Here is an 18,955-nt window from a genome sequence, read left to right as displayed (position 1 = left end):
AAACGTGTAGAAAAATAAATTTTATAAGCATCTATTGACGGAATGGTCTCTCACTGTTAAAGTAGTAATTACTTATTCTTGTTCGGATTTATAATGAAAGAAAAAGTTACTCAAGTAAGTACTTTAGTCTGGAATGAATTTTTGAGAGCAATAATAGTAATACAATGTGGACTAGATCCACGCAGGAGGCAACAAACATGTTACAAGGTACAGTTAAATGGTTCAACGCAGAAAAAGGTTTCGGATTTATTGAAGTAGAAGGTCAAGACGATGTATTCGTTCACTTCTCTGCTATTCAAGAAGAAGGTTTCAAAACTCTAGAAGAAGGCCAAGCAGTTTCTTTCGAAGTTGTTGAAGGCGACCGTGGCCCACAGGCTGCTAACGTTCAAAAATAATTGAACGAATTAGAAAGAAGCTCTCCAATTGGAGAGCTTCTTTTTTTATGTTGGGATGAATGATAAGGTTAAAATTATACCAATCTATAGAGATAAGAATATAAACAATAGGAGGTTGTATGATGAAAGCAGTTCAAGTAACAGGATATGGTGATGTAGACAAACTCGAGGTTGTAGATATAGAACGGCCTTCACCAAAAGCTAACGAGGTGCTTGTTAAAGTTAGAGCTTGTGGGATCAACAATACAGAGATTTGGATGAGGGAAGGGGCCTATGGAACTGGCTCGAAATCAGGTTGGCGTCCAGAAGGAGTGAAGTTTCCAAGAACTCCTGGTTCAGATATTACTGGAGAGATCGTAGAAATTGGAGAAGAAGTAAGCCAGACGATGATGGGGAAATCTGTTGTTCTTTTCCCATTCACTTCAAGTGGAGAAGAAGGGGCTGAACATATTTCAGAAGATATGTCTTTTATCGGTTCGGAATATGATGGTGGATACGCTGAGTTTGTCGTGTGGCCCGCAGACTTATGTTACGACATGCCACTAACAGATTACATAGAGAGTGCCGTATTCTCTGTAAGTGGAATGACAGCTTGGCATATGGTTGAACAAATTCAGCCAGATGCTTCAGAGACCGTATTGGTGACGGGGGCAAACGGTGGAGTTGGCTCATTGAATATACAGATTGCATCACGCGTTTTTGGGGCAAAGGTCATTGCCGTTGTTGGAGACTTGGCTCTTGAAGGTAAGATGAAAGAACTTGGCGCAACACATGTCGTTTCGTATAAGTCAGACAATTTAGCTGAGGAAATACTAGAGGCAAATGGTGGTCCTATTGATTCTGTTCTTGATGTAGTTGGGGATCCATTATTTAATACTTCCCTCCATGTATTAAAAAAAGGCGGGAAGTTTTGTACGTCAGGTTCCGCGGGCGGCCAGAAGACTGAACTTGATCTTAGAACATTATACTTAAAACATCTTACATTTTATGGATCAGTATTAGGGACACGCGAAGAATTTAAGAAAATGCTTCAAGCAATCTCCGAAGGAAAAATCAAACCAGTGCTAGATCGTACGTTCCCGCTTAGTGAAGCAAAAGAAGCTCAAACGTATTTTAAGCAATCGGGGAAAATGGGGAAAATTGTTTTATTACCAAGTGAAGAATAATATAGCGAAAAGAGAGAAGATCCTTTGGATCTTCTCTCTTTTTTACTGAAAACTATTACAATTATGACAATATTATGGCAATATATGTATTGGAGGTGGAGTTATGAAAAACTCGATCATTCAAGGTATCGTAATGATTGTTATTTTGTTGTTTGTGTCTTCTGCACCATTTGTGATTACAACTTCATTAGAAGGTGTAGAAATCGAGTATGCAATGATGCTTGAACTGTTAAAAAGTGTTCCCTCTATAGATTGGCTAGATCGTATAGACGCTGCATTTATAGAACGTATGGTCAGAACGTTTGTCCTCTTACTAGTAGCTATGCTTCTAGGATTAACGTTTGCACTAGTACTTGGATTATTTGTTGCTCGTTTTAAAGTATTCCGACTATTCCGCGGGTTAATTGAAATGATTGCGATTGTACCTGATTTCATTATTATTATCTTTTCAGTTGTACTTGGTGTACAAATCTATCAATGGACAGGTGTTCGTGTGATGAGTTTTATGCCAGATAAGAATACGGCTCATTTTTGGTTTCCTGTCATTGTATTATCGATTGCTCCTGCTCTTTATTTCTTAAAGCTTATACATGTTCGCTTTCTGCACATAAGTGGAGAGGATTATGTTCGAACAGCGGTCTCGAAAGGGTTAGATATCACGACAATTAACCTGCAGTATGTGTATCGAAATATGCAACCCTTTATACATGCTGAATTGACGAAGGGACTATCGCTTACGATTGGAAATTTGTTTATCGTAGAATATTTATTAAATGTGATCGGATTAACCCATTACATATTTGCTGTGAAAGATTTCCAAGCAACGTTACTAGGGCTTTGTGCCTTACTCATTATAGCTTTATTCGTTTTTCTTATTATTAAATTTGTTCTCTTCTTATTTAGAAAGGGTTTAATCTATGAATAGAATACGTCAAATGAATCTACCATTGTATATAGGCTTTTTCCTAGTGTTAGTGTTTATCTTTATTGCCATAGCGGGCCCGAAACTAAGCTTACATCCCTTAGATCATAAAGTAGAAGTAGAATATCAGATAATAGACGGAAAAGGGGTCGTGGTGGCACCGCCTGTTCAGGCGTTTACCGTTCCTCAGTATCCACTTGGAACAGATAAGTATGGATACGACCTGTTAACAAAACTTTTATACGGAGCAAAATATACGATAGGGATTGCTATAGCAACTGCTTTACTTAAAATGGTGCTTGGCACTATGGTCGGCCTTTATGCTGGGTCTTTTAAGTCAGAATGGTCCTTTTGGAAAGCAATCGAGAACTCGATGAGTTACATTCCGGTGTTTTTAATTTTATTTTTTGTGCTTCAACCTATCACAATCAATCCCAGTCTCAAATCTATTGAGCTTATTCTCGTGTTTATCTTGGTGATGACGGTGTTGAGCTTGCCGAGTACGATTGCGTCTGTGCGTAAACAAACCAGGGAAGTTGTTAAGAAAGAATACGTTGAAGTAGCCAGGACTCTCGGTGCTCGTCGTAACAGGCTTATATGGAAGCATATCTTTCCTCAATTGAAAGAAGGGCTACTGATTATGTTTGTTATGGAAATAGTTTTTGTCATGACGGTTATGGGTCAACTTGGAATTTTCCACTTATTTATGGGGGGGACCATTAAGCAAACAAATCCCACCATCTACTTATCTATGACAAACGAGTGGGCGGGCTTAATTGGACAATCTCGTGGTCATATTTTTGGCAACCATTTTATATTGATGGTTCCTCTGGTAGCACTTGTCCTGGCCACAAGTTCATTTGTCTTATTAGCGAGAGGATTGCAAAATCACTTCCAAACCGACTATCAGAAAGCACCATGGATTCCAACTGGCCGCACTTCCCATCAGCCACTACCTAAAATGAAGATGAATTTGGGCAAACGTTTAAAGGTTACACCAGGATTAATCATAGTAGGTGCTTTCCTTTTATTATTTGCGGTAGGTATGGTGTTAGTGTTGGGGGAAATGGTCTGAATAGAGAGGGAATAAACAACTAAATGAACCAAATAGGGGAATTTTTATACGCTGAAGAACACCGAATTGTAACGGATTCGGTGTTCTTTCATTAAACCTGTATAGTTGTTGGATTGTTAAGAATGTGTGTTGCCTCTTTTACTTGTTCTTTCGAAGGTGGCTCTACACCTTCAAGTGGATAAGGGATACCTAAGTTTTCCCATTTATATACACCGAGTTTGTGATAGGGAAGAACTTCGATTTTCCGAACGTTAGAAAGGGTGCCAATAAAGCGAGATAACTCATTTAAATCCTCTTGATTATCATTCCTGGTAGGTACTAGGACATGGCGCACCCATACCGGTACATTCCTGTCAGAAAGGTAAGTAGCAAAGCGTAATATATGTGTGTTCGTCATCCCTGTTAGCTCTTTATGCTTGTCGGGTTTGATTTGTTTTAAGTCAAGTAGGACAAGGTCCGTCATCTCTAACAATTTATCTAGTTTTTTCAAAAAATAAGGGGAGCTATTAAAGCAACCTCCTGATGTATCAAGGGTGGTGTGGACACCAATTGACTTTAGTGCTTTAAATAGCTCTATTAAGAAATTGATCTGGAGGAGTGGTTCACCGCCGCTAACCGTAACTCCTCCGTTTGAAGCTTGGAAAAAGGGGAGAAAGTCTTTCACCTCTGCCACAATCTCTTCTACGGACTTCTCAATTCCTCCGTTCAATGTCCATGTATCAGCATTATGACAGAACTGACAACGTAGCAGGCAACCTTGCATGAAGAGCACATATCGAATACCTGGGCCATCAACTGCACCGCACGTTTCTATAGAATGGATACGTCCTTTCATGAAAATCACCTCCAAATTCTTCGTTTATTTTCCCAATTGGTTGTATTACAAACTCTCATGGAACGTGCGGTTTATGATATCGATTTGTTGCTCGCGTGTCAGTTTAATAAAGTTAACGGCATAACCGGACACTCTTACAGTTAGCTGAGGGTACTGCTCTGGATGATTCATAGCGTCGAGTAGTGTTTCCCTGTCAAATACATTGACGTTAAGGTGGTGACCTTTCTTGATCATATAACCATCAAGAAGTCCAACGAGATTGGCGTAACGGGTTTCTTCCTCTTTACCAAGTGCTTTTGGAACAATCGAAAATGTATTTGAAATGCCATCAAGCGCTTCGTCATATGGTAATTTGGCGACGGAGCTTAAAGACGCGAGGGAGCCTTTTGTGTCTCTGCCATGAAGCGGATTAGCTCCTGGAGCAAAAGGTTCTCCGGCTCTCCGGCCATCCGGTGTGTTGCCTGTTAACTTACCATATACAACATTGGATGTAATCGTTAAGATAGATTGAGTCGGCGTGGAAGCTCGGTACGTTTCATGTTTTCTAATCTTGTTCATAAACCGTTTCACAAGATCCACCGCAATCTGATCGACTCTTTCATCGTTGTTTCCGTATTTTGGATAATCTCCTTCGACCTCGTAGTCTATAACTAAACCATTTGTATCTCTTATTGTTTTTACCTTGGCGTAGCGGATGGCACTTAAGGAATCAGCTACAACTGATAACCCGGCAATACCACAAGCCATTGTGCGTAATATATCCTTATCGTGTAGAGCCATTTCAATACGCTCGTAACTATACTTGTCATGCATGTAATGAATGATATTCAGTGTATTGACGTAAAGTTCTGCAAGCCATTCAAGAGTTTGATCGTATTTCTCCATTACTTCGGTATAGTCTAGATATTCTGAAGTCACTGGAGAATGTGCTGGTCCTACTTGAACTTTCAAAATTTCGTCTACTCCCCCATTAATCGTGTAGAGAAGAGCTTTTGCTAGATTAGCCCGGGCTCCGAAGAATTGCATTTGTTTTCCGATTGCCATAGCTGAAACACAACAAGCAATGCCGTAGTCGTCTCCGTAATACTCACGCATGATGTCATCGTTCTCATATTGAATAGAACTTGTTTTAATAGACATCTTCGAACAGTATCTCTTAAATGCAGAAGGAAGGTTAACTGACCAAAGGATCGTTAAGTTAGGTTCCGGTGCAGGGCCGAGGTTATCGAGCGTGTGCAAGAACCGATACGAACTTTTTGTTACTAAAGGACGACCATCTTCAGTGATACCGCCAATGGACTCAGTAACCCAGGTTGGGTCGCCGCTAAATAGTGAGTTGTATTCCGGTGTACGAGCAAATTTAACGAGTCGAAGCTTCATAACGAAATGATCAACGAGCTCTTGAGCTGTCTCTTCTGTTAGCTTTCCAGACTTTATATCCCGATCTATATAAATGTCAAGAAAAGTAGAGACACGCCCAAGGCTCATAGCCGCACCGTTTTGTTCTTTAATGGCAGCGAGATAACCGAGATAGAGCCACTGGAATGCTTCCTGAGCTGTTTTAGCTGGTTTAGAGATATCATAACCATAAATCTTACCTAATTCTTTCAGCTCTTGGAGAGCTCTTAGCTGTTCTGAAAGCTCTTCTCGTTCCCGAATGATATCTTCAGTCATAGCAACCTGGCTAAAGAAGACTTTATCCTTCTGCTTCTCTTCAATGAGACGATCTACCCCGTAGAGGGCCACTCTGCGATAATCTCCAATAATGCGACCGCGTCCATATGCATCAGGGAGGCCGGTGATAATACCTGCTTTTCGAGCTAGTTTCATCTCAGGCGTATAGGCATCAAATACTCCCTGATTGTGAGTCTTTCGGTACTCAGTGAAGATCTTCTCTACTTCTTCGTCTAGTTTATACCCATATGACTCAGCAGAAGCTGCTGCCATACGAATCCCGCCATAAGGTTGGAGAGAACGCTTAAACGGTTTATCGGTTTGGAAGCCAACAATTTTCTCGAGTTCCTCATTTAAATAGCCAGGTCCGTGTGAAGTAATTGTCGAAACGGTGCGTGTGTCTAAATCAAGTACACCACCCGCATTTCGTTCCTCTTTTGTCAATTTCATCACTTGTTCCCATAGAGCTTGCGTATTTGAGGTAGGTCCTTCTAGGAAGGCCTCATCTTCTTCATAAAGCGTGTAATTTTGTAAGATAAAATCTCTGACATCAATAGTAGATTGCCATTTTCCTTCATTAAAACCGTTCCAAGGTGGACTGCTTGTCGTCATGTCGAGTGTTTTCATCTTCGTTTCCTCCTATTTAGGAAGTAGTAGGATTCAATTTCTATGCTCAATATTTCACAATCTTTCTACACTTTTATTATACTCCGGTAAAATTGAAAAAACAGTCTTTATAAGGAATGTTCTTACAATGTTCAAATTTATCCATTTTCAAGTAAAATAGGTCGGCTTATGATTTGAAATCAGACGATAAATAAGAAAATGCCAAGGGACATACTGTCGAATAGTGTGAATATTCTATATAATAAAACGGTGAGGGGGGATATGTTGGTATATGCTGCTTTAGTCATCTTATTAATCCTGCTGTTAAGCTTAGAAACCATCATTAGAAAAAAGTTTAATATTGAACGAAGATACGTTACAGATACAAAAGGAAAGCACATCGACCGCTGGGGAAGAGGGATGTTGCTTTTAATCGCCATTAGTGTATTGGGTTATGCAATTTTTTCAGATGCTTCAGGAATGAAATGGTATCTGATGGGGATTTATGTGGCTCAATTCGGTTTTCAGGCCATCATGCAATGGATGTTCTTAAAAGGGTCAAAAGAATATGTGATTACGATCGTCTACCTCGCTCTTGGTGTTGTTACCATTTATAACATAGATTTACTATTTAGAGATTTGTTGTAGGGGGAGTGGGATAAGTAATCTAATACATAACGCAAGAAATTATAAGAAAAGAAGATTATGATGAAAAGGTGTAGCGGTTTACGTAGAATGGGATAAAATGGTTGAATAAATAAGGGCGATTTGAAATAATAGTAATAATCAGATAATTATACGGGATTTTATTTCGAAAGGGGATTATAATGCAACTTGTGATTGCTATATTGATGATTGTTGCGCCAGCTTTGTTCCTTGTTAATTGGAAGAAGTCAGGATATGATTGGGGTACAGAAGAGCCACATAACAAATAAATAATGGTCGACAAGAAGAGCCGCATCTATAGAAAAGAAGCGGCTCTTCTTGTATGTCGAGAAGTTCGGATTTTTAATAACTTTTTAATAATTGGTGGAGGGCAGAATTTGATTTTTATACGTAGCCCCCTCATCAATTGCTTCAGTGAACCTCACCTCTACCCCTAAAATAGATTGGTGTGAGCAATTAATGAAAGAACAAAATCGTGATGAATCTGTCGTCGTACTAGCTCAATCAGGCCATTCATTTATCCTTATTGATCAATTTAGAGCACCTGTTCAAATGAAAGTAACCCAGCTCCCTGGTGGGGGAGTAGAAGGAGGAGAAAGCCTTGAAGCTGCAGCTAGAAGAGAGTTTGAGGAAGAAGCAGGGTATCGGTGCGGAGAATTACATTATTTAGGCGAATTGTGGCCGGCACCTTGGATGGCTAATGAAGTTACTCACGTATTTTTTACGAATGAGGTTACTGAGCATATTGGCCAAGCGTTAGAATCGCATGAATCAATTGAGGTAGTACATGTTCCCATCAATGACTGCGTTAAGCGTATACAAACAAATGAGTATAAGGATGCAGAGTTGTGCTATGCGGTGTTACTCGCCTGTTCGAAAAGGCTTGTCCATGAAGTAGAATGCGAAGCATAAGATGAAAAGATTTGGAGCCACTTGAATAAGTTTGTGAAACTTCTTTAGCTATGAACCGTCAAAGTAAGTGGGAGGCGATAGTATGAAACCCTTTCTAGTCGGTTTAATTGTATTTCTTGGATTGGTGACCATGCCAACCCAAGCATTAGCTACCTCATGGGCATATCCTTTTGTTGTGTGGGACAATAGTTTATACATCGTTACTGAAGAAGAGGTCAAAGATGTAGGAGAGAAGATCGGAAAAGTAACCAGGTATTCAGATATGGAACAGTATGGGGGGAACTTCAGTAACGTCTATGAAAAAGGGACACACTACTATGCAATTGAAGGTGTCTCCACAGGTCAAGCCATAGCTGTGAGAGAAGCGAGTGGTACATATGTTAAAGCTGAGTGGGAAAAAGAGTATACGTATGGGTTCTCTTCCCCTGTAGGATGGTTAAGTGTGGTCGCAGCTTTAATCGTTATAGGGATGCTCCTACTATTTTTCATTCGAAGGAGTTCCTATAGGTATTAGGGATCTCTTTATTTCTAGAAAGTGTCGCGGATTACACAGATCCATATGAAAAACCAACATACAATACCCAAGCGCAGTTGTAATCGGTAACAGTTAAGGACTATTTCCAGCTTTCTATGAAGTTGGAAATGGTCTTTTTGTTTTATAGAAGACAGCATTTCAATATAATGGTCTACCTCTTCATTCTAACATCTTCCATTTAAGGGGGCCTTTTTTATGCTTTACATCTTAAGTGAGAATGTATCCCTTTACACCCCCATTATAATAGAGGAATTATTCGAAGATTCTAAAATTGGTGGGGTCGTTGTGGAACATAAATGAAAGGCCGCTCTTAATGAGATAAGAGGAGGAACAGAAGTGAGTGGATTTACAAAGAAGATTACAGCAAGTCTCTTCACAAGCTTGTTAGCTGTAACAGCTTGGAGTGCACCAAACACTCATGCTCAAACAGAATTTCCGGATGTTAATGAAGATGTTACAGGAAATGAGGAGATTCAGTATTTAGAGGATCAAGGAATTATTCAGGGGTATCTGGATGGAACTTTCCGTCCAGGGAACAATGTATCGCGCATGGAAGCAGCGATCATGCTGACCCGGGAATTGGGCTTATCGACTGAGAATCGACCGAATCCTTACTTTGATGACATATCAACAGAACATCCTCATTACAAGTATGTGGCTGCATTAGTGGATGAAGGCATCATTGAAGGTACCGATTCTAATGAATTTCAACCGGACCGGAACATAAAACGAATCGAAATGGCTGCTGTATTAACTAGAGCCTATAACCTAGAGAATGAACCAATCTCTAAAGAATTTGATGACGTGAGTGGGAACCGGAAGTATGTTAGTGAAGTTGTTTCTAATCGAATTTCGGTAGGCTTCCCTGACAATACATTCCGTCCGAGCGCCCCAACGACTCGTGCACAATTCTCAATCTTTTTAGCGCGTACAATGGATAATCAGTTTAAAAAGTATTTGTCTGATGCTAAAGAAGATCCTAATTTTGAAGTGATAAACAATGATGACATTCGTGGAACATACATATGGCATGCTGAAAATGTTATTGAAGAATCAAACGAAATTTTGGAGTTTGCCAAAGAAAATGGTATTAACTTGCTCTATACTCGTTTAGATCGTACACAAGACTTCGCAGTTTACAATGAATTTGTAGAGAAAGCCCATGAAGCTGGTATAGAGGTACATGCTATGGGAGGCCACCCCAATTGGGCTCTTAAAGAAGGACAAGAGCGTCTTAACATGTTTATTGACTATGTTACCAGTTATCAAAAAGTTGTTCCTCCAAGACAACAATTTGATGGAATTCACCTCGACATTGAACCTTATGTCTTACAGAATTGGGATGGGAATCCAGAAGACATATTAAAGACTTGGAAAACGAATATTGAAGTTTTTGTTGACGAAGTGAAGAAGGCTTCTGAGTTAGAAACGAGTGCAGATTTAGCGATATGGCTTGATGACCACAAAACGCCTGGTCAAGAAGACATCTCCTTCAGTAAGTGGTTCATTAGTAAATTAGATCACACAACACTTATGGCTTTTAGAGACTCTGCAGAAGGATCTAATGGTATGATCGATGTATCAAAAAAAGAAATGAAGTTTGCAGAAGAGCTTGGTAAAGAACTTCTCGTATCTGTTGAAATGAAGCAGATTAAAGAAAATAAACACATTTCATTCTACGAAGAAGGTAAACAAGCTATGGAAGAAGAGTTAGATAAAACGAAGAATTATTTTAGCGATAACCCAAGCTATCATGGTAATGCTGTGCATGCTTATGAATATTGGAAAGTAGCGAACGAATAAATTCCTTTAAAGTGGTCCTGTTTCTATTGCCATTCTAAGCTCACTAACTAAATTAGCGTGTGAAAAGACTATTCTTAGCTTCTCATGAAGTTGAGAGTAGTCTTTTTTGAAATGAAAAAGAGAGCGTTTGAGTGGATAATGTATGTAATGAAGGTACAGAATTTGGAAATTATTATAGATTTATTTAAATGTTCTGATATAATAAAAGGAACTAAGATGCGAGGAGTTGATGTGTTATGGCAAATGTACAACTTAAATCTAACCAATCATTACAAAATCATCAATGGAGGGCCCATCAACTCTGATCGCGTCCTCCAAACTAATGGAGGAATTAAATGACCGGAATTATGAATGAAGCTTCATGTGAGTTAAAGCAAGATGAAAGAGTGGGGCGCGTTGCTAAAGCAACGCATGGGCACTACACGTTGTTCACGGAACAAAGAACTCTTGAAGGCCGTCTTTCAGGAGGTCTTTATCATATGGCACAAGGCCAAAGAGAGCTTCCGGCAGTTGGAGACTGGGTTGTGTTTGTTCCATTCGATAATGGTGAGAAAGCACTTATTCAACGTGTGCTCACAAGACGTACTTTATTATCACGTAAAAGAGCTGGAGAAACACATGGAGAACAGATCATTGCAGCGAACATTGATAAAGTTTTTATCGTGACAGCTTTGACGAGCGAATTTAATATCAACCGAATTGAACGATATGTGCTACAAGTTTATGAGAGTGGAGCAGTACCTGTAATTATTTGTACGAAAAAAGATTTGTGTGAAGATCTCGAACATCGATTGGAAGAACTTACACTTGCTGCCCCTGGTGTCGCGGTTTATACGGTGAGTAATCTTACAGGAGAGGGTATTCAAGAGTTAAAGAGTGAGTTGAAGAAAGACGAGACCATTTCTTTAATTGGTTCATCAGGTGTAGGGAAGTCAACGCTTATAAACAGCTTAATGGGTGAGAATATACAGCTTACCCAAGAAGTTCGTTTTGATGATGATCGTGGACGTCATACCACAACGCACCGAGAATTATTTTCTCTACCAAATGGGACGACTGTAATAGACACACCTGGCATGCGGGAATTGCAGCTTTGGGGGAATGAAGATACTGTAGGGAAGACATTCTCTGACATTGAACAGCTCAGTTCCGAGTGTAAGTTTCGGGATTGCAAGCACCGTAGCGAACCTGGTTGTGCTGTTAAACGAGCTATTGAATCAGGGGAGCTTGAGGAAGGACGTCTAAAGAATTATGAGAAATTAAAACGCGAACTTCATCGTCTGGCGCTGAAAGAACAGTACAGTGCCCACCGTGTGAATCGGATGCTTCACGGGCCGAAGTCATATAAAAGATAATTATAAAAAAGTCAGCTTCATTTTAAAATGAAGCTGACTTTTTTTAATAATAAGGTGAGATCATTAAGTAAACTACTACACCTGTAATACTTACATATAGCCACAAAGGCATTGTCCAACGTGCAATTTTACGGTGCTTGTCTACTTTCATAGAAAGTCCACGGAAAAGTGTAAGCAAAGCTAGTGGCACGATAGCAGCAGCCAAAACAATATGAGTGATCAAGATAAAGTAGTAGACATACTGAATGAACCCTTCTCCGCCGAAAGATGTAGAGCTCGCCATAGAGTGATAGGTGAGATACGAAACTAAGAACAGAGCAGTTGACGTAAACGCTGCGAAGATAAAGCGTTTATGCCATTTTACATTTTTGCGGATAATCATAAATAAAGCAGCGACCAAGAAGACCGTTGTAAACGAGTTTAATACAGCATTTACAAGTGGCAATATGGTAATATCAAAGCTTGAACTGCTTTCTATTTTCGGTATAAATAAAAGGGCTACGACAATGGCGTTGATCGCAATGGATAGGCCAACGACCCAAGGTACATAGTTGAAATTTTTCTCAATTTGCAAAACCTCTCAACCTCTCTTAGATAAATCGTTCATTTTCGAGTATAGCGAAAATGACCGAAAGATTCACTATCGAACTGTCTAGAACAGTGACAAATTTGTTAATTTTTTTGGTTGAGAAACTTATTAACTAAATGGGCTATAAGATATATGGGTTCTTTTGGGAGTGATCAACATATCCCTACCTTGCGTGAGAGAATCGCCTATCACTTTCACTCAGAATACTGCCTTTGGAGCATCAATATATGATTCTCATGATAAGGGGAGTTTGAAGATTCCTGAACCACACTAAAAGAATTTCCATCAGGGTCTTTAAAATCAAACATGCTAACCTCTTCAGAGTATTGGATCGGAGAGGTGATTACGTTTCTGTCTACTAATCTCTGATAATCCCCTTCAATGTCATCAGTGGAGAAATTGAAGTAGACGTTTGGCTGAGATCCTTTCCTTGTAAATGCAGTAGACTGAGGTTCTGTTACTTCAATTAAAGCAAGACCGGTATTTCCCCTCGAAAAGACATATCCCGCTCCATGGTCAGAACCATTTTCCCATTCATCTACCTTAAGTAGTCCAAGATTATTTTCATACCATTTCTTTGACCGCTCTATATCCGTCACAGGTATAAAAACGCTATTCATTTGAAACATGGCATTGCCTCCTTTAAAAATTGCATCTTTATAAAACCTTCTCTAGTAAATGCTATTTTTCCTACTTAAAATTTGTGATTTTAGTAATAGGTTTCCCTTAATCTCTGTTATTTACAGTTAAGAAGACGGGATATATCTTGTATAATAAAGATAGTTATACATAGATCTTTAAGTGAAGGAGTTAAGAAAATGGATCCGATTTATTTCTTTGTTATTGCGGTGTTAATTGCTACTGGGGGCATTAGTTTTATTTCAAGAAAAGCTCTTTATGATGTAGCTCAAAATCCGGATAACCTGCAATCAATTCAAACGAAGTTATTTATAGGTGTTGCCGTAGTTGAAGTGATTCCAATAGTGTTAATAGTCTTTGGGTTTATTAATCTTGATCAATCGACGATCGATCCAGTGACTCCACTCATTCTAGTGGCAATCATTACCTTCATTAATGGAGGACATGTGTTCAAAACTTACCTCAGTCTTACGGGGGACGCTGATAAACAAGCGAAAGAAAAGCTCCGTATGCTCTTCATGGTTTGCCTTCCATTGTTAATGGCATTCCCGATCATCGCTGGTGTAGCGACAATGACGACTACAGGAAGTTAAATAAAAAAGCAAAGGTCATTCCCCTTAGGGGGAATGACCTTTGCTTTTTTTGTAAATATATGTTCACTAAATCGTGTGGGGGATATATGACTAGATGTTCTGATACGATTCCAATTCGTGGATTTGTTTGTTTATTTCGCTTTAAAAATTATGGCAAAAAAATGTTATATATTTAAAATGGATAACGTATATCTTCTATCCCTTTTAATTCAGTGTTTATCGAATGGCTACAAGTAATAAAAATTATGTAGAAATATAATTATGAGGTTTTAACCTATTACAGAAGAGGTAAGTGAAAGTATTCCAAAATTTATGGGGAAATGGTATTACGGGAGGGGAAGTAATGAAAAATGTAACAGCTGTATTCTGGTATGCCGTTACAGTATGTGGTCTTTTTGTCTTGTGGGGTGTATTTGCGCCAAGTAATTTAGAGACGGTTTCAAGTCAGGTTACGGCATTTATATCTAAAAGGTTTGGTTGGTATTACCTTTTGCTTTTTGTAGTTATTTTTGCTTTTTGTGTTTATTTAACTTTTTCCAAATTTGGGAAATTAAAGTTGGGTAAAGAATCTGATCAACCTAGCTTTAGTTTGCCTACGTGGTTTGCAATGTTATTTAGTGCAGGAATGGGGATGGGCATGGTCTTTTGGACAACGTCTGAACCTATTTCACATGCATATAAGAGTTCACCTAACGCAGAATTAGGAACGGATTTAGCTATTAAAGAATCGCTCCAGTATTCTTATTTTCATTGGGGAGTCTCTGCTTGGGCCATTTATGGAATTGTTGCGCTTGTGTTGGCTTACTTTAAGTTCCACAAAGGGTATCCAGGTCTAATAAGTGCTACGCTCGTGCCACTTCTAGGGGAAGAGAGGATGAAGGGGATACTAGGTAAATTGATTGATACATTAGCTGTATTTGCGACAGTAGTCGGAGTTGCTGCAACATTAGGATTTGGGTCAGCTCAAATTAATGAAGGACTTTCGTTTTTATTTAGTGTTCCATCTAATTATCGTGTTCAGATGATTATTCTTGGCGTTTCCACGGTCTTATTCATTATTTCTGCTTATTCAGGTATACATAGAGGGATTAAGTATTTAAGTAATATTAATATGGGGCTTGGCTTTGCGCTATTGATCTTATTGTTCATTGTCGGTCCGACATTAACCATTTTGAACATGTTCACAAACTCACTGGGTAACTACCTTACAAATTTCGTCGATATGAGCTTTCGAATCGCTCCCTTAAACGAGGAGAATAGAGGATGGATTAATTCATGGACCATCTTCTATTGGGCTTGGTGGATTTCTTGGTCTCCTTTTGTTGGAATCTTTATTGCACGTATATCGAAGGGAAGAACGTTAAGAGAATTTATGGCTGGTGTATTAATTGTTCCTTCTCTTGTTTGCTTTATTTTCTTTGCTGTATTTGGCGTTTCCGCATTAGAATTAGAACAGAGTGGAGTAGCAGACATATCACAATATGCTCTTGAAACTGCCACGTTTGGGATGTTGCAACACTATCCTTTAGGTACATTGATGTCCTTCATTACGGTGTTTGTAATCGCCATTTTCTTCATTACATCAGCAGACTCAGCTACGTTTGTTTTAGGCATGTTAACCTCGAAAGGTTCATTGGAGCCAACAAGTATGGTGAAAATTGTTTGGGGCGTCATGCTTTCCTTTGTAGCAGGGATCATTGTATATTTTGGTGGGACCCAAGGGTTGCAAAATATTCTAATTATCTCAGCGCTGCCATTCTCAGTTGTTCTTCTGCTTATGTGTGGTTCGTTTTACAAAGCGGCTAGCAATGAATTGAAAAATGAAAAAGAACTGACGAAAAAACATAAGTGGAAGCGAGAAGTTGCTTCTTCTACGTCAGAATAGAGTTAATAGAAAACCCCGTCAGACATAGAGATCAGACGGGGTTTAGTGTTATTTTTTTGAAGCTCTTTCAATCTGTTGTGCAATATTCACTTTCTTTTTGTTCGAAACTTCTTTAAGCTTCTCTTGAACTTTTTCTTTCTTATTTCCTTTACTTAACTTGTGCTTAAGCTTTTCATCTTCTGCATGGAACTTTTTAAGTTTCTTCTCAACTTGCTTAGACTTCTCTGCACTGTCCATAAACATGGTTACCTGTTTTAGTTCATCCGCTGGGATGTTCGTAAAGAGAGTACTAGATTCTTCATCGTAGTAATAGGACTCTTTTGTTCTATTCATTTCGTCTACGCTAGATGCCTCTTTATACAATGTAGCATTTGAACGTACGAAGTGAGGCTCTTCTACATCATGAAGTTTCACTGTATAGGACTGAAGATCAGTATCGTATTGCTCCACTTCTTTATCTTGTGTGAATGTATAAAGGGATGAATTGTGCTTTTGTACGTTGAAGTGGGTCTTGTTAAATTCACCGTCTTTATAATCTTCTGTACTGCCATCATCTTCAATGAATGTATAGTTTGCTTCATCAGCTACATACGTATCAAGAGTTAGATTTTCAAGTGGTTTTTCGCCCGTGTGTTGTTGAACGCTGCGTTCAGGAATGATGGAATCATTCTTCACGTAAAGTGGAATTGTAGATAGATCAGCTTGTTTGGTAATGGTTTGTCCACCTTCGAATTGTTCGCCAGTCCAGTAATCGATCCACGTTTCACCTTTTGGTAGGTAAACTTCCTTAGATGTAGAGCCCTTCTTGACAATAGGAGCAACCATTAGTGATTCACCAAACATAAACTGTTGACTAATGTCGTGTGTGTTCTCATCTTCTTGGAACTGATAAACAAGTGGTTGCTGTACTGGAGTACCATCTTCGCTTGCTTTAATGAACGTGTTATAAAGATAAGGCATTAGCTCATAACGTTTTTCGATATACTTCTTGCTGATATCTTCCACTTGTTGTCCATATTGCCAAGGTTCTTGGCCTGGGATATCTTTTGCTTCTGTATCAAATGCCACCGTACTTCCGTTGTCAGCATGAATACGGGAGAATGGGTTGAACATGCCCATTTGGATCCAACGCGCGAATAGTTCACCAGAAGGACGCTTAGCGAATCCGCCGATATCATTACCCACGAATGGAATACCGGACAGACCAACGTTACTATTCATAGGAGTAGACATCTGTAACGATTCCCATGTACTAGCGTTATCTCCTGTCCATAAAGTGGAATAGCGCTGAGAACCAGCATACATATCTCGTGTTAAGACGAACGGACGTGTATTATCCATGTTCACATCAAATGCTTGATCTGTAGCCTCAGCTTCATAGTGGGCGAACATGTTATGGAATTCAGAGTGATCCATATCTCCGTACTGAACATCAAGTGGCTGCGTCTTCGTTGCTGTATCGAATACAGCTGGTTCGTTCATATCATTCCAAATTCCGTCAACACCTGCGTCCATAATCCTCGCGTGACTCTCTGCCCACCAGTCTTGTACTTCTTCGCGAGCGAAGTCAGGGAATACAGATTCTCCAGGCCATACTTCTCCAACATAAGGACTGCCATCTGGGTTTGTTGCCCAATATCCATTTTCTGTACCTTCATCATACATGTAATATCCAGGATCCTTCTTAATACCTGGGTCACTTACAGCTACAGAACTAACACCTTTGCTTTCTAAATAGTCATTGAAAGCCTTTGGATCCTTCGTGAAATCTTCCCCCCACGTGAAGTTACGGAAACCGTTCATGTGGTCAATGTCTAGGTGAACAGCATCTAATGGAATATCTTTTTCACGATATGTATCGACGATATTCTTAATTTCATCTGCTGTTTTGTATCCCCATTTACTCTGGTGTAAACCAAGAGACCACTTTGGAGGGCGCTGCATAGAACCTGTAAGGTCTGTGTAGCGGTTTACAACATCCTGAATTTCAGGTCCGTAAGCGAAGTAATAAGTTAACTGACCATCATTTGCATAAAAGTAATAGTAATCATCACTTTCACTTGCCATTTCATAATAAGAGCGATGGCTGTTATCAAAGAAGATTCCGTAAGCTTTCTCATCTTTTAGACCGATGAAGAATGGAACGGTAGTATATAAATACTTTGTATCCTTACTATAGTCGTAAGCATCGTTATTCCACATGCCAATACTTTCTCCGCGTTTATTTAACTTTCCGGCTTGTTCACCAAAACCGTAGAAATCTTCATTTTTTCCAGTGTCCTTAAACACATAAGGTTTTCCGTTTTCATAACCTGAACCATATTTCATGCTGTCCTGGTTAATGACGTTACCTTCGTCATCCATAAATTTAACACCAAATGGTTCTTTATTAATGCTTACTGTGATTTCATCAGTTGAAAGGGTGACGGTTGTTTCATCTTCCTCAACATTAAATTCAGGAATATCCCAATCTGTCTTGTTAATAGCGGCTGTTGCTTCGTCTTTTTCCCCTTGTTTTAGGATCGAGACCTTTGCAAGGTCAGCAGCTTTTAAACGAATAAAGGCTTGATAATTGTTTGAAAGGGTGAGTTGAACACCGTTTTCTACTTCTTGTACATCTTGTACTTGCAATTTCTGTTTCTCTGCAGCTTCTTTGTTTAATTCCTTCTCAGGATAAACGTCTGCTACGGCTAATACGTTTGATGGAGTAGCTACAGGAACAAGTAAGCTTGTTGCTAAACTTGCTGTCGCTAATGTTCTAATTGTTCTGGAATTACGCAAAGTTCTTCACCTCTTCTAAAAATTTTAATAAGTTTATATTTCACAACAACTGTACATTTAAGAAGAAGCGCTGGTCAATTATAAATGGAGACCTCATTTTATGGGTATAATAGACTATTTTTCAGGTGTTATATTTGTATATGCAAGCGTTTAGGTTATCTATATGTTATAAAAAATTTAATACAAAAGGATGATGAATTATATTAATTTTATATTAATTAGGGTTACTTTATTATTATGTTGACCGTTGTAAAATAAGTATGAAAGGCATACATATCCAAACTTGTCATTTCGTGAAATGTGTTGTATTTGTGCTTGGTATGGATGCTTAATAGCCATGTGGAGTAATGGCAGAGGGGGATAATGGAACTCCGTTAACAGTGCATTAGGAATAATGGTATGAGTAAATAATCTTTACAGTAACTATGATAGCTCTATCAAAGACGAAAAACATAATTACAAACCAATATAAATTTAATACAAATGTGAGGTGAATGATTTTATATATACAAAAAGGACCTACC

16 protein-coding genes are annotated in these 18,955 nt (G+C 39.0%); 11 read left to right on the top strand and 5 right to left on the bottom strand.

The window, feature by feature from the left end; genetic code table 11:
* The first annotated feature begins 197 nt into the window (after positions 1-197).
* From N780_RS07440 to N780_RS07425, 4 genes are all read left to right on the top strand, one after another.
* On the top strand, positions 198-395 hold the full coding sequence (locus tag N780_RS07440; protein WP_036781972.1) for a cold-shock protein: 198 nt from the start codon (positions 198-200) through the stop codon (positions 393-395).
* Positions 396-517: 122 nt separating this feature from the next.
* Entirely contained in the window at positions 518-1,561 is a 1,044-nt protein-coding gene (locus N780_RS07435; RefSeq protein WP_036781970.1) for a zinc-binding dehydrogenase, read from the top strand.
* Between the two features lie 103 nt (positions 1,562-1,664).
* The gene (locus N780_RS07430) at positions 1,665-2,486 is read left to right on the top strand and encodes an ABC transporter permease subunit (protein WP_052114945.1); all 822 of its coding nucleotides are present in this window, start codon (positions 1,665-1,667) and stop codon (positions 2,484-2,486) included.
* Positions 2,479-3,558: an ABC transporter permease gene (locus N780_RS07425; protein WP_052114944.1), complete on the top strand. Its 1,080-nt coding sequence runs from the start codon at positions 2,479-2,481 to the stop codon at positions 3,556-3,558. Before N780_RS07430 ends, N780_RS07425 begins: the two co-directional genes overlap by 8 nt.
* Positions 3,559-3,649: 91 nt before the next feature.
* Here N780_RS07425 and pflA read toward each other — a convergent pair whose 3' ends face one another.
* Together pflA and pflB are read right to left on the bottom strand one after the other, a co-directional pair.
* Positions 3,650-4,393: a pyruvate formate-lyase-activating protein gene (gene pflA, locus N780_RS07420; RefSeq protein WP_036781968.1), complete on the bottom strand. Its 744-nt coding sequence runs from the start codon at positions 4,391-4,393 to the stop codon at positions 3,650-3,652.
* Positions 4,394-4,438: 45 nt separating this feature from the next.
* Positions 4,439-6,694 (bottom strand): formate C-acetyltransferase, encoded by a 2,256-nt coding sequence (pflB, locus tag N780_RS07415; protein ID WP_036781966.1) that lies wholly within the window; start codon positions 6,692-6,694, stop codon positions 4,439-4,441.
* Positions 6,695-6,955: 261 nt separating this feature from the next.
* Between pflB and N780_RS07410 the strand changes: the two genes are divergently transcribed.
* The 5 genes from N780_RS07410 to rsgA all read left to right on the top strand — a co-directional run bounded on the left by N780_RS07410 (position 6,956) and on the right by rsgA (position 11,944).
* Complete coding sequence (locus N780_RS07410) at positions 6,956-7,321, top strand: DUF4181 domain-containing protein (RefSeq protein ID WP_198135839.1); 366 nt, start codon at positions 6,956-6,958, stop codon at positions 7,319-7,321.
* A gap of 477 nt (positions 7,322-7,798) precedes the next feature.
* Positions 7,799-8,251 (top strand): NUDIX hydrolase, encoded by a 453-nt coding sequence (locus N780_RS07405; protein WP_036781962.1) that lies wholly within the window; start codon positions 7,799-7,801, stop codon positions 8,249-8,251.
* Between the two features lie 82 nt (positions 8,252-8,333).
* Positions 8,334-8,765, top strand: a complete 432-nt coding sequence (locus tag N780_RS07400) for a hypothetical protein (protein WP_036781960.1) — start codon at positions 8,334-8,336, stop codon at positions 8,763-8,765.
* 357 nt (positions 8,766-9,122) lie between these two features.
* The gene (locus tag N780_RS19190; protein ID WP_052114943.1) at positions 9,123-10,589 is read left to right on the top strand and encodes an S-layer homology domain-containing protein; all 1,467 of its coding nucleotides are present in this window, start codon (positions 9,123-9,125) and stop codon (positions 10,587-10,589) included.
* Positions 10,590-10,924: 335 nt separating this feature from the next.
* Positions 10,925-11,944, top strand: a complete 1,020-nt coding sequence (rsgA, locus tag N780_RS07385; protein ID WP_036781956.1) for a ribosome small subunit-dependent GTPase A — start codon at positions 10,925-10,927, stop codon at positions 11,942-11,944.
* Positions 11,945-11,987: 43 nt separating this feature from the next.
* On the opposite strand, the gene N780_RS07380 is transcribed toward rsgA, so the two are convergent.
* On the bottom strand, positions 11,988-12,518 hold the full coding sequence (locus N780_RS07380) for a DUF420 domain-containing protein (RefSeq protein ID WP_036781955.1): 531 nt from the start codon (positions 12,516-12,518) through the stop codon (positions 11,988-11,990).
* Positions 12,519-12,727: 209 nt separating this feature from the next.
* Complete coding sequence (locus N780_RS07375; RefSeq protein WP_036781954.1) at positions 12,728-13,162, bottom strand: VOC family protein; 435 nt, start codon at positions 13,160-13,162, stop codon at positions 12,728-12,730.
* 189 nt (positions 13,163-13,351) lie between these two features.
* Here N780_RS07375 and N780_RS07370 point away from each other — a divergent pair, with 189 nt between their 5' ends.
* The gene (locus tag N780_RS07370; RefSeq protein WP_036781953.1) at positions 13,352-13,765 is read left to right on the top strand and encodes an ATP synthase subunit C-like protein; all 414 of its coding nucleotides are present in this window, start codon (positions 13,352-13,354) and stop codon (positions 13,763-13,765) included.
* A gap of 343 nt (positions 13,766-14,108) precedes the next feature.
* On the top strand, positions 14,109-15,650 hold the full coding sequence (locus N780_RS07365) for a BCCT family transporter (protein WP_036781952.1): 1,542 nt from the start codon (positions 14,109-14,111) through the stop codon (positions 15,648-15,650).
* 48 nt (positions 15,651-15,698) lie between these two features.
* Here N780_RS07365 and N780_RS07360 read toward each other — a convergent pair whose 3' ends face one another.
* Positions 15,699-18,431 carry a glycoside hydrolase family 31 protein gene (locus N780_RS07360; protein WP_084599436.1) on the bottom strand — a complete coding sequence of 911 codons (2,733 nt, stop codon included), beginning with the start codon at positions 18,429-18,431 and terminating at the stop codon, positions 15,699-15,701.
* Positions 18,432-18,955: the final 524 nt, after the last annotated feature.

It is taken from the genome of Pontibacillus chungwhensis BH030062, assembly GCF_000770675.1.
GTDB lineage: Bacteria > Bacillota > Bacilli > Bacillales > BH030062 > Pontibacillus > Pontibacillus chungwhensis.
This window is presented reverse-complemented; position numbering and strand designations above follow the sequence as displayed.